This is a genomic window from Bacteroides cellulosilyticus, assembly GCF_020091405.1.
GTDB lineage: Bacteria > Bacteroidota > Bacteroidia > Bacteroidales > Bacteroidaceae > Bacteroides.
In genome coordinates this window covers 2377646-2391143 of record NZ_CP081903.1, presented here as the reverse complement: position 1 = coordinate 2391143, position 13498 = coordinate 2377646, and the positions used below count along the sequence as shown (strand labels likewise).

Below are 13498 nucleotides of genomic sequence, written 5' to 3'. Positions count from 1 at the left end.
TTTAAAATTCCAAATTAAAACCAAAATTCACAGTCCTTGTTTGAGGATAATACATGCCATAAAGTGCATTGCCTTCCGGATCCATACCATCCACCGATGAGGGAGCAAAAGTCAGCAAATTGTAACCACCCACATAAAAACGCAAATTTTGCACACCACACCTATTTACCCAAGACTTAGGCAATGTATAACCCAGTTCTATATTCTTCAGACGCAGGTAATAAATATTGGGGGACCAGAAAGTCGAAGCTTTACCATTTGATGCAGGATTACTTTCCGCACGAATGGCGGGAAAACGCCCGGGTATCCATTGGCTGTTCATGTCATTCATATCGGTACGATGCCATCTATCCTCATACATGCGGTAACCATTACCTCTGCCACTCTGTTGATAAGGCTCTTTGTGTAAAATTGTAAATGTATAATTGCTGGCTCCCTGCCATAGCATGGAAAAGTCAAATCCTTTGTACGAAGCTAACATATTCAGACCAAAGAACATCTCGGGTGTACCGTTTCTCGTGATAGGTTGTTCGTCAAGCTCGTTGATAATACCATCCCGATTATAGTCTTCGAACTTAATGTCACCGGGCATCAATGACAAGTTCCCATTGTTGTCTTGTACCGGTGAGGATAAAACTTCCTCCCAGCTTCCGAACTGCCCGACAGCCTTATAGCCCCAACCGATATTTTCCCAGCGTTCTGCACCGTTATGTCTCCAGTTGTCATAAGCATTTTTAAAAGGTGCTTGTTCCCTATACAAGTTCTTTTTACGAGTATATGTAAGATTACCCCTTAGCTCATAATGAAAATCATTAATCGTATTTTTGTGCGACAGGACCAATTCAAAACCTCTGTGAGAATCACTATTCAAGTTTTGTTCCGGTAAGTTGGCTCCGAACGAAGTAGGCAATGTAGATCCCAACGTAGCCTTCAAACCGGTACGTTTACGGTAGAATACGTCAAATTCCAATCCCAGTTTTCCTTTCCACATCGAAACGTCTATCCCCACATTAGTCAAGCGAGATTCATACCAAGTGAAATTAGGATTAATCAAACCCTTGTCTTTTGCACCGGAAATCACATTACCTGGCCCGAATACATAACGGTTACCACTCGGATAAGTATATCCTTCCAAATAATTACCCGGATTAGCATCCACCTCATCACCAATTATTCCGAATGAAGCTCTCAATTTGATATTGTCAAAAATATCAGTACTATTTTTGATGAAGTTCTCCTCAGACAATCTCCAACCTACAGACACTGCAGGAAAGAAATTCCAACGCTTGTCTTTAGCAAATTTGTAGGAACCGTCATAACGCCCGCTTAATTCTATCAAATACTTGGCATCGTAAGCATAATTAATACGAGCCACCAAACCCGCCCATGCCTTCTCTTCAGACGAGCCGCTTATCATACGGTTATTCGAGTTCGAAGCATCCAGTTCAGGAATCAAAGTGTTGTCCAGTTCACCTTCGGCCTTAAAATATTCACGATCATACTTCTTGGTTTCCCATACCGCCAAAGCTGAAATGTCATGCTTTCCGAAATTGTTATTGTAATTCAGCGTGTATTGTTGCGTCAGCCAGCTGTTGGTATCATGATAACGGTTTATCTTATTCGTAGAACTTTGCTCTTTTTCCACATAAGTGTCGTTTACCGCGTCGTACGAGTAAGTACTAAATGCTTTGGGGTTTTCTTTTGCCAACGTAGAATTACGTTCATAATTAACTACAGCACGGGCAGAAAGTCCTTTCACCCATTTAGAGAAGTCGTATTTCAATTGAAATTGACCGGCAAATTGTTCCGCATGGGATATTTTCGCACCTACTACATCCTCATCCAATGCCACTAACGGATTAATCACACCATCCTGCACCGAATTATAATACTTCCTGTTCCCATTGGCATAGGGTTCGTAGTAAGGCAAAGCTGTACGCATATTAGTAAATACCCCCGATGAGAATTTATCATCAAACGCCCCCCCGGTTCCTATTGCTACGGGCGAATGGCGATTTTCACGGCGTGCACTCAAATTCAAGTCTGCCGTCAGGTTCTCAATGATATCCATACTCAGATTAGAACGCACATTCAAACGTTCATACGTATCGTTTGTGCGTACAATACCGTCCTGATGCAGATAGCCAAATGAAGTGAAATATCTGAACTTGCCCGATCCGCCCGATACATTAATATTATGTGTTTGCATCGGCGCATTCTTACGCATAACCAAATCATTCCAGTCCGTATTGAAATACTGCTTACTTGTGCCATTGGCAACCTCTTGAATAACATCAGGAGAAAAAGCCTCAGACAAACCACGGTTGGCATTCGATTCATTCATGTAAGTCATATATTCTACAGCATCCATCACTTCCACCATGCGTGTTGCGCTCTGTAAAGCCATATTAAAACTATAGTTCACTTTAGCTTTCCCTTCTTTGCCTTTCTTGGTTGTAACCAAAATAACTCCATTTGCACCCTTAAAGCCATATACAGCAGCTGATGCATCCTTCAACACATTAATCGATTCGATATCATTGGGGTCAATGGATTTATAGTCGGATTCCACACCATCCACAATCACCAAAGCGCTACCAAAGCCACGTATATCCAAATCTGTAGCCCCGTCCTCACCCGGACGACCACTTTTTTGCACCGAACGGATACCTGGCAGATTACCGGCCAATGCACTGGAGAGATTCGGACGATGTGCCTGAACCAATTGTTCGGTTCCCACCGTGGCAATAGCACCCGTCAAATTCACTTTCTTCTGTGTTCCATAACCCACAACCACCACTTCATTCATCAAGACAGCATCTTCCTGCAAAACTATGCTCAACGTCTGTTTTCCACGAGCAGTAATCTCCTCGGTCTTCATACCTATATAGGACACAACTAAAGTCGCATCTTCTTCCACTTCAAGAGAAAAGTTGCCCTCAACATCGGCAATGGCACCAGTCGTACCACCTTTCACCTGAATAGTAGCACCAATTATCGGTTCTCCATCCTTATCAATAATGCGCCCTTTGACAACTTTCTTCTTTTCACTCTGAGCCACAGCCTTTACTTCACGGGGAGCCTTTTTCAAAGTGATATACTTGCCGGAGAATTCATAAACCAATCCTCGGTCTTTGCAAATCATCTCAAGAGCTTGTTTCAGTTTGATGCCACGCACATCCAAACTGACGGGTTGGTTGACATTGACATCATCCGAATGGACGAAATAATACCCCGACTGCTTCTCCAAATCATTTAACACGCTCTTCAATGTAGCGTTTACCGTTTGGACACTGACCTTTACGGTCGGAGTCGGCACATTAGCAGCCATTGCCAAATTGGGCGTACTTCCCAACAATAGACAAAGGTTCAGCAGCACGCATGCTTTCCGCCAGTTCCTTTCAGGAAGCCTTCGCGAAAGCATCTCAAGTGAAGTGTTTTCCATAACAAAACCTATTTTTAAATTAACTATATATTGATAAAATCACCAATCAATATCATTGTATGTAGACTATCTTATTATCTACACTCAACTTGTATGAGAAACGCCCCGTGTTAATCAAAGCATCCAGTATTACTTTTATGTCATCTCCCACCCGGAACTTAGCCGTAAAACGTCCTTTCAAGCAATTACGGTTCTGCACCACAAATTTCACATCGTAATAACTTTCCAGCCGTAGTATAATATAACTTAAGAGCTGGTTGTCGAAATACAAAAGTCCTTCATTCCATAACAGGAATTCATCTTCCTTTACGGTTCGCTTCAACATCTTTCCATCGTTCAACACTACTTGCTCATTGGGAGACAGATGCAATTTGCCTCCTTTTGCTCCACAATCTACCTCCACCGCACCTTGCAAAAGAGTAGTTTCAAAAAGTGGCTTATCCGAATAATTAAACACGTTAAACTTTGTACCCAACACGCGCACATCCCCTCTGCTGGTATGCAAAACAAAAGGCTTGTCTTCATCCTTAGCAACCTCCAAATAAGCTTCCCCATCCAAATAAACCTGCCGTTTATCACCATTAAATACGGCAGGGAAACTGAACTTACTTTTTGAATTCAGCCACACAGAAGTACCATCACTCAACAACACATGAGCCTTCTGTCCAACCGGAACTTCAATTTTCGTCAACTGCGTTTCTTCATTAGTCGATACAACCTGCAAAGTCAAAAATAAAGTTATCCCTACTGCAATCAAAGCGACAGCTGCATATCCTAACGCATCATGGAAGTAACGTTTCATCTTGTACGTTTTCATCCTTACGCCCGACATATCAGATGCACCTTTACCTTTCTTATTATCCAAATCCGAAGTATAAGCCACCAGTCCCATCATATTTTTTATGCGAATATATTTTTGTCGCAACGCAGGGTTGGCTGTAACCTCCACAAGAAAAGCCCGCTTTTCCGTATCAGTCATGTTTCCGGTAAAATACCTATTAAAATCATTATCTTTCATTATACCTTAAAATTTTGCTTTTATCATACATTCATTTATAGGACGATGAAAAATAAATCATCCCCCAAGGAAAATATTTATTTTTTTATTTTCTCTACCGTCCAGAAGTGAAAAGAACCCGATAACACTAAATACAAAACACTTGAAAAGCCTGAAATACAAGCTTTCCAAGTGTCAAACTTATGAATAAAAAGGCCCCAGAACTAATGTTCATCAACTTTCAATTCATTTCTATAGCAATCAAGACGGTCCTGCAAACGTTTTTGTATTTCTTTATAGCTCGATTCATTATAAACATTATTCAGCTCACGAGGATCTTTCAACAAATCATATAACTCATTACAATCATACGTTTTGTTCTTTGCATCGTAAAAATGAACCAATTTATAACGCTCGTCACGTACTCCATCATGTCGACGTACTTTGTGTTGAGCCGGATAATCATAATAATGATAATAAATATCCCGTCTCCAATTCTTAGGCGTATTCCCCTTCAACAAAGGAATCAAAGACTCTCCGGACATATAATCCGGTTTATCAATTCCGGCAATATCCAAAATAGTCGGAGCATAATCTATATTTTGTACCAGCTTGCTGCATTTTTTCCCTTTTTTCATTCCGGGATAATAAATAATAAGTGGCGTTCTTAAAGACTCTTCATACATAAAACGCTTGTCAAACCATCCATGTTCTCCCATATAAAATCCTTGGTCTGATGTATATACTATTACAGTATTCTCCATCAAATTATGTTCTTTCAGATACTCGACCAATCGTCCGACCTCATCATCTATTGATTTGATGCACCGAAGATAATCTTTCATATATGCTTGATATTTCCATTTTTTCAGTTCATTCCCAGTCAACTGCAGACTTTTAAAATCCGCAAGTCGCCTGTCATAAGCCTTCTCCCATAAAAGACGTTCTTCGGGTTTCATGCGGTCAATAGACTCTTGCATGCCTTTTACATTCCACTCCTTACTATAAGGCGCGGTATCCTTCAATTTATTTAATTTTAGATCATAAACAGCAGTCATGTCCTTATCTATCTGCATTTCCTGTTCATAGGCAGGCCGGCAGCGTGTGGCGTAATCATCATCAAAGGTATCCGGATAAGGAAACTCTACATCCTCATAAAGATCAAGATATTTAGGCTCCGGCATCCAATTCCTATGAGGCGCCTTATGATGGACTAGCAGACAGAAAGGGGTGTCAGATTTGCGATGTTCCAAGAAATCAATAGCATAATCCGTCACCAACCGTGTAGCATATCCATCACGCCTTACATATTTTCCATTTGTTTCTTTATTCTTAAATTCCGGATTATAATATTCACCCTGCCCATACAGCACTTCATAATAGTCAAATCCCTTGGGTTCACATTGCAAATGCCATTTACCAACAACTGCCGTTTGATAACCGTGCTGCTGCAATATCTCTGAAAAAAAAGTCTTAGTTGTATCAATCTGTCCAAAAAGCTGTCGCTGACCATTCTGATGACTGTATAATCCGGTCATCAGACAAGCACGGGAAGGAGCAGAAAGTGAATTCTCTACAAATGCCCGTTCAAAAAGCATTCCTTTTTCCGCTAAACGATCTAAATTTGGAGTGGGAGCCAATTTTGCCAATATACCACCGTAAGCACTAATAGTCTGATATGAATGATCGTCTGTCATAATATAAACTACATTCATTTTTTGGGGTGACGTTGACTCCTCCTCCCCTGCATAACAATTTTGAGTGCCGCCTACTAAAGAAGCGGGCAAACAAAATAAAAATGGAGATAATACATTTTTCATATCTTGTGAATTTAAATAATTATTAATACAATCCTCTCAAAAGTATGTTCCAACCATCTTCTGGCAGTCCTAACCTCAGACACTTTTTAAATTTCAGTTCCTAAAAATGCAAAAAGAACAAATATCATTTATAGAGAGTGGGTTGTGTCACCCCCGACCAACTATCCGTGCGAAAAGGAGAAGCCAGATAACCAGCACTATTTATCAGATTCATATCATCCGGATTATTTCCCCATCCATAGCGCACAGCCACCGGACGCTTCAGAGCTTCATTGAACACAACCACCTTATCACCTTCGATATAGGCCTTTGCCCAAACAAATTTACGGTCATCACCGGCTATGGCAAAACCATTGAGGTAGCCATATTTATTGCCTTTGGCTTGTAACCCCTTGCCCATATTGGCAAAAGAAAGAATTATCTTTCCTGGGACCAACTCCATTGAACGATACAGCGGCCCGGAAGCAATGCTATCTCTACCATAAGCCACTTGCAAAGCATTGGCCGCCAAACGTTGCCCTACATCTTTTTTATTCTTAGGATGGATATCTCCTGCTTCACCAAGATCGGTTATCACTACTTGTCCGGTAACAGGCAAAGACAGAGCCATATTCTGCGCCTCACGCAATTCCGCCCATTCACTCTCTTTCGGTTGTGTATCCACCGCCATGAAGTTTGCCAACTGTACCCAAATGAAAGGGAAATCGTAACCCCATTGTCTCCTCCAATCTTTTATCATTAAAGGAAACAAATTACGGTAGGCGTAGGCGCGATTTGTATTGTTCTCCCCTTGATACCAGATGACTCCCTTGAGGTTATATCCCACCAGCGGAGCTATCATACCATTATACAACAAAGAAGAAAAAGCATTTGGGCCACTACCCAGATTCCCTAATCCGTAGTGCGAAGTAAGAACTGAGGGCTTATAATGCCACTTTCCAACCAATGAGTAACGCTCACCACCCACTTCGAGAAATAAATCTTTCGGTTTCCCTGTAAAACCACCTTTCACTCCCATATCTATCACTTTTACGGTAATACGGTTTCTGCCTGGCTTCAATACACCGGGGTTCAGAGTATACCTACGACCGAAAAAGCAATTGTTTGTACCCCCCACCTTTATTCCATTCACAAATGTCACATCTCTATCGTCTATAGAACCCAATGAAAGCAAGGCTGAAAGTCCGGATACGGACTGTGGTAACACTACGTCCTTATAAAACCACACGATACCATCCTCATTAGCCAATTCGCCATCCCAGGCAGAAGGTAATTCACAAGTTTTTAAGTCCGATATATCGCGATCAGCAGCATACCAACGCTCTGTCATACCTTTGTCTTTCGTACGCAGAGCCTGGTGGTAACGTTCCAAATCACGGGTGGAGTAGCCTATCGCCTGTTCCAGACTTTTTCCCTCATGCACCATATATACGGGATTAGCCATGGCAGATTCCCAGCTCGTCCATGTCTCAATATCGGTCCCTCCCCACGAGGAATTGATCAAGCCGACCGGCACATCCACCTCTTTCTGAAGTGCTTCACCGAAATAATAAGCCACCGCTGAAAAATCAGGAGTGGTAAGAGGATTGCATTCTTCCCAATTTCCTTCGGGCAAATCACCTCTCGCAGCCGTCTGTATGTTTTTAGGTACGGTAAACAAACGTATATGCTTATTATCCGAATGCCGGATGGTCTTACGAGCATTAGTGGAACCTTTCAGAGAAAATTCCATATTCGATTGTCCACTGCACAACCATACATCGCCAATCATAACATTATCAAATAAGATTTCGTTCTCTTTGCCTTTTACCTGTACCGTAAAAGGCCCCCCTGCTTCCAATGCCGGCAAAACGATTTCCCACTTCCCTGATTTATCTGTTGTAGCCGATTGCGAAATGCCGTTTAAGGTTACATTTACAATTTCTTTGGCATCAGCATTCCCCCATATACGAATAGGCATTTTCCTTTGCAATACCATATTGTCAGAAAATATACGGGGTAAAGTGACTTTAGCGGTTCCTGAAGAAACACTCCCCAAAAAGATACAAAATATCAATATAAATTTAGCGCATTTCATTACTATGTCATTAAATAATTTGGTTCAATATAAATCAATAATTTATTGGCAAGTTTCTGTTTCCTTCACCAGTTCTATCCGATGTACCACGGGCTGCGCCAGTTCATACATACGATTTACCAATAAGTCCATCCCGTCTTGCCATGCCTCCCGGATTTCAGGATACATCATTTTGGAAAAGTTATCCAGATGCCCCGCCAAAAAAATATTCTCATGCACACTGGTGCGCAAAGTATCCATTGCAGCTAGATTATCTTGAAACAACATACCTTTTTGTTTCAAAATACGAAATTCCGTCCAGGCATATTCTCGAAAACGTTTCTCTATGTTCCAACGTTCCTCATTGAGATGCATCACCTTTACAGCCTGCTGATACTGAGGAGTATTATAAAGTACAGCCATGTTGATGCCACTCCCCAAAGCACCGGCATCAAAAGTTGCTATAAAATGTCCGTCTATCTTCAACATATAGTTCCCTGGCTGCAGTCCTTTCACTTGTAATATTTCTTGGTTCAATTCCTCGATAATGGGAATATATTCGGAAGCTTCAAATTGTGAATGCTTTTTTCCCCAGCCACGCGGCACTGTGTCAAGTGGATAAGGTAAAGACTTTGCCAAATAATTGAATGCCAATGCAATTCCATTGTCTTGCTTTAGTTTACTAACATAGCAATTTTCTGTATTCAACACCTTTCGCGTAGCAGCATTGATGCAGACATTCGCTACCGGTTTATCAGCCAAACCTTGTGACTTCAGAAAAAAATAAGCCATCAGCATGTTACCATGATTATCCGGATGAACACGATCCCCTTGAGTCAAAGTAAAAGCCGGATTCTTTGTTTGCCGATCCTTATTAACCGCCTCAATCGAGCTAAAAAAATCAACAAAAGCCCATCCGTTCCTGCTTGCGGCTTTCTTTTGCATCTCCACAATTCTGCTCATCGTTTCATTCTTACCGGGAAGTGGCTTATTCTTATCATTCTGCCACTTTTCATCATAAGGTGGCCCACCTACTAAAATCACCTTGGTATCTTTATGCGCCAACATGATGTCCTGCATCTTCCTGAATGCGGTATCTACGCGTAACAACTGACTGGAAACAAACTTCTCCACATCGTCTTTCAAATATTCACTATAACCACTATCGTTCATTCCGAAAGAAGCGGTAACTACCGTAGGCTTCTTACCATAAACATCCTCTTCAAGACGTTCCAGCATATTCCAAGAGGCATCACCTCCAGTACCTGCGCTATACATCTGCATACGCGATTCAGGGAAACGGGTAACATAGTAAAGCCAAATGTAAGAATGATAATGACCTCCTTCGGTAATACTGTTCCCCAAAAACACCACCCTATCGCCCTTTTGAAAGGGCATAGGCAACGTTTGTGCCTGCATCTTCATACAACCCAACAAAATACACAAGACATACAATCTCCATTTTTTCATCTTTAGTCAAAAAATTATAGTTCAACAAATCACTTATTGCTCGTGCTTACCGAGAAAGGCCTGTCTCCCTGACCTATACCTCTGTACATATTGGGTTTATCATCCATTTCCAGAAATAAAGTACCTCCCTCAATTATGTCTTGGTAAGTAATGTAGTTTTTCGTATAAGTTTTCCCATTCAGAGTGGTAGAACGGATATACACATTCTTGTTGCTGTTGTTTTTGGCTTCAATCACAAATTCGTTACCATTCTCCAGAGTTATAGTCGCCTTTTCAAACAGAGGGCTTCCTAAAACATATTGGTCTGTTCCCGGACATACACTATATATTCCCAAAGCACTTAATACGTACCAAGACGACATTCCACCCTGATCTTCATCCCCAGGATAGCCTTTCTCCGTGCTATTATACAAACGATCCATCACCTGCCTTATCCAATATTGAGTTTTCCAAGGAGCACCAGCATAATTGTACAAATATATCATATGCTGGATAGGTTGGTTTCCCTGGGCATACTGCCCCATATTCCCTAATTCCATTTCCAACATCTCATGAATTTTAGTCTTATAAGTTCCATATTTAATGATATTGGGAACAGAAAATACAGAATCCATTTTTGCCACAAATTTATCATCGCCTCCCAGCAAGTCTATCAAACCTTGCACATCATGAAATACGGACCATAAATAGTGCCAAGCATTCCCCTCACAATAGGGACCTCCCCACTCATAGGGGTCAAACTCACTCCAATCGCCATTAATCTTTCTTCCACGCATAAAGCCAACGGAAGGGTCATATACGTTTCTATAATTGAACATATTCCTACCAAAAATATCACGATAAAAATCATCAGCAGCAGCCTCCGCTATCAAATAGCCACAAAAATCATCATAAGCATATTCTAAAGTTTGGGAAGTAGCCCCCATAGATTCCGGATAAGATACGAAACCCAACTGATAGTATTCTTTCCAACCCTGACGTCCATTGGCTCCTCCCCACGGGCCTTTATTCATAGCCTCGTGTACATAAGCTTTCAATGCCCGTTTGGGATTGAAAGTACGAATACCTTTCGCCCAAGCATCTGCAAGCAGGGAGATGGCATGATTGCCCAACATACCTCCCGTTTCAGATGGAAACGACCAAGAGGGTAACCAACCACATTGTTCCTGAGCATCAAGCAAAGCATTCATATAGCGTCCTTGCATGGTAGGGTGCAAGATGTTAGTTAAAGGAAATTGTGAACGAAACGTATCCCAGAAACCATTGTCCGTATACATATAGCCAGTATGTATTTTTCCGTCATACGGACTATAGTAGTAAGGACTTCCATCACTCTTTTCTTCATAAAATTTATGAGAAAACAAGTTGGCTCTAAACAGACAGGAATAGAATGTGGCTTTTTGTTCCTCACTGCCCCCCTCTACCAGGATACGGTTAAACAGATTGTTCCATTCTTGAAAAGCATTACGTTTGGTATCTTCCAAACACGTAAATCTTCCTAATTCAGTATTCAAGGTAAGTTCGGCTTGCTCTACGCTTATATAAGAAGAAGTCACGCGAGCTTCCACCTTTACCCCTTTGGAAAATTCAATATATGCTCCCACTCCCTTTCCTTCATCTGCAACATTTCCTTCTTTTATTGTATTCTGTCTATTCTCCCAAGTACCACAAGAAACAAACGGTTTATCAAACTGAACAACAAAAAAGGCTTTGAAGGATTCAGGCGCCCATTTCCCATTGTTTACATACCCAGTAATACGGCGTTTCTCCACATCAATCTTGACACTACTCATATTGGTATACCCATCCAACACGAGATAGGCCTTTTGTGAATAGGGAAAAGAAAAACGCAAATGGGCACATCGTGTCGTAGGAGACATCTCTGTTACCACACCATTATCAAACTTTACACGATAGTAATGTGGTTTTGCTATTTCATTGTTATGACTGAAAGCAGATGCCCGCTTATTTTCATCTACCTCCAATCGATTAATCACGGGCATTATAGAAAAGACATTATAATCTCCCATCCATGGACTGCATTGATGTGTCTGCTGAAATCCCCTGATGGTAGTTGACGCATACTGGTATTTCCATCCATTACCATTCTTTCCGGTCTGCGCTGACCAAGCATGCATGGGATAAGGCAGTGCCGTTGTCGGATATGTATTTCCCCAACTCAATCCAAAATTAGAATCTGTTCCTTGTAATGTATTAGCATATTTCACCAGATCTTTTGCCTGAGCATTCTTTCCCACAAACAAAAAAAGCAGTATTAAAGAAATAGAAACAACGCATTTAAACATAGTACAACTTTTCATAAGAATTTTGATAGTTTTGTTTAAATGACGAAGGATAAGTATAAATCCCCCAAAAATAAAATGCAAAATAATATAAAGCAGTAATTTTTGCCGCAACCGGCAATTAACTTTCACGCATATGAATATCATTTCCACACACGATATTAGAAATGTGACGGAGGAAAGCAGATAAAGTTTTTACACTATTGAAAAGAATCACTATATATAAATATGAGGATTTGCATTTATTATAACTGCTAAAAACTGAAGCTATCGATCAGCTTAGCCTACAACCTTTAACCGATGCAATTAATCTGCAAATCCAACAAAGCCTCTCTTGGCATATCAAAAGTATGAAATATTTAGTTTAAGTACTCTATCAAAATTAATTCGTACTATAAATGATAATTTAGCTACCTAATTATTATGTGAACTAATTATAAGCACTTACTTATTAACAAATATCAGCAATACTCTTTTTATTTCTGGATCTTTCTCATATACACCACATTCCTCCCCGCTCCGCACCTCTTCAACAGCCCGTCCTCAATAAACAAGTTCAAGTCCGTAACCGCCTGTTTCACGCTGCGTCCTGTCAGACGGGCATACTGTGCACGGTTGATGCAGGGCTGTTCCTGCCGCAAGTATTCGTCAAGTAACCGGAAACGCTGCTCTACGGACAGAAGCGGAGTAGAAGATTCGGGCTTGGATGACGACTGCGGATGACGTTCCAATCGCATCTTTTTATGCAATTCCTTATAGAATTCCTTCCCCAAACGGAAGTTCAAACCGCGAAGCGTCACCGAAGCGGCACGCAGTTCTTTCTTTTCCATTGCTTCGCGACGGCAATTCAGTGAGGGGGTGAAATAGCCAAGTTCGCCCAGTTCCACCGTCCAGCCATCGGCAAGGCAGTCGCGCAACTCATCCATAAAGGAAGCCATAGCGCCTTCCAACAGACTGCGGCTGATGCCGGTGAAAAGGTGGACACGGTTTATAAATTCTTTCCGCTCAATGGTTCCTTTAGGTATGAAACGGGCGTAAAGGGGTTGCTGTTCACCGGTTTGGCGAATGTCAGGCTTCTCAAAAAGATCATAATATGCACTCATCTATATGTTTTTTACGGGGTACTCCACGTCAGAAAACATGAAGTGCCGGGGTTAAGTGGCCGCACCGCCATTTCTATCTCTTTTTCCTACGACGGCTAAGGGAAATCGCAGCAAACGCTTATTCTTTCTATCATGGAGAAAGTTTCTTTCCACCACGGGGATTTTTTCTTTCCACCGTGGAAGAAAGGAAAAATCCCCGTGGTGGAAAGAAATAGTATTCGTATACAAATGTACTAAGCTCCCGCAACAAAAGCAATAGAAATGCCTAAGAAAATAGATAAAGATTTGCAAAACATCCCCAGTA

At 41.3% G+C, this 13498-nt stretch carries 7 protein-coding genes; all 7 read right to left on the bottom strand.

Annotated features, from left to right (window positions below; all coding sequences use genetic code 11):
• Position 1: 1 nt before the first annotated feature.
• Positions 2-3445 carry a TonB-dependent receptor gene (locus K6V21_RS08225; protein WP_224321479.1) on the bottom strand — a complete coding sequence of 1148 codons (3444 nt, stop codon included), beginning with the start codon at positions 3443-3445 and terminating at the stop codon, positions 2-4.
• Between the two features lie 52 nt (positions 3446-3497).
• The gene (locus K6V21_RS08220; protein ID WP_224321478.1) at positions 3498-4463 is read right to left on the bottom strand and encodes a FecR family protein; all 966 of its coding nucleotides are present in this window, start codon (positions 4461-4463) and stop codon (positions 3498-3500) included.
• Between the two features lie 203 nt (positions 4464-4666).
• Positions 4667-6262, bottom strand: a complete 1596-nt coding sequence (locus K6V21_RS08215) for a sulfatase (protein ID WP_408912682.1) — start codon at positions 6260-6262, stop codon at positions 4667-4669.
• 124 nt (positions 6263-6386) lie between these two features.
• Entirely contained in the window at positions 6387-8222 is a 1836-nt protein-coding gene (locus K6V21_RS08210) for a sialate O-acetylesterase (protein ID WP_224321477.1), read from the bottom strand.
• A gap of 159 nt (positions 8223-8381) precedes the next feature.
• The gene (locus tag K6V21_RS08205) at positions 8382-9788 is read right to left on the bottom strand and encodes an SGNH/GDSL hydrolase family protein (protein ID WP_224321476.1); all 1407 of its coding nucleotides are present in this window, start codon (positions 9786-9788) and stop codon (positions 8382-8384) included.
• A 29-nt stretch (positions 9789-9817) separates the two neighbouring features.
• Positions 9818-12109: a GH92 family glycosyl hydrolase gene (locus K6V21_RS08200; protein ID WP_408912680.1), complete on the bottom strand. Its 2292-nt coding sequence runs from the start codon at positions 12107-12109 to the stop codon at positions 9818-9820.
• A 458-nt stretch (positions 12110-12567) separates the two neighbouring features.
• Positions 12568-13194 (bottom strand): DNA-binding protein, encoded by a 627-nt coding sequence (locus K6V21_RS08195; protein ID WP_224321475.1) that lies wholly within the window; start codon positions 13192-13194, stop codon positions 12568-12570.
• Positions 13195-13498: the final 304 nt, after the last annotated feature.

Bases quoted from the DNA above. Each gene is read 5' to 3' on its own strand.
- K6V21_RS08225 (WP_224321479.1), bottom strand. From the start codon at position 3,445: ATGGAAAACACTTCACTTGAGATGCTTTCGCGAAGGCTTCCTGAAAGG.
- K6V21_RS08220 (WP_224321478.1), bottom strand. From the start codon at position 4,463: ATGAAAGATAATGATTTTAATAGGTATTTTACCGGAAACATGACTGAT.
- K6V21_RS08215 (WP_408912682.1), bottom strand. From the start codon at position 6,262: ATGAAAAATGTATTATCTCCATTTTTATTTTGTTTGCCCGCTTCTTTA.
- K6V21_RS08210 (WP_224321477.1), bottom strand. From the start codon at position 8,222: ATGCCTATTCGTATATGGGGGAATGCTGATGCCAAAGAAATTGTAAAT.
- K6V21_RS08205 (WP_224321476.1), bottom strand. From the start codon at position 9,788: ATGAAAAAATGGAGATTGTATGTCTTGTGTATTTTGTTGGGTTGTATG.
- K6V21_RS08200 (WP_408912680.1), bottom strand. From the start codon at position 12,109: ATGAAAAGTTGTACTATGTTTAAATGCGTTGTTTCTATTTCTTTAATA.
- K6V21_RS08195 (WP_224321475.1), bottom strand. From the start codon at position 13,194: ATGAGTGCATATTATGATCTTTTTGAGAAGCCTGACATTCGCCAAACC.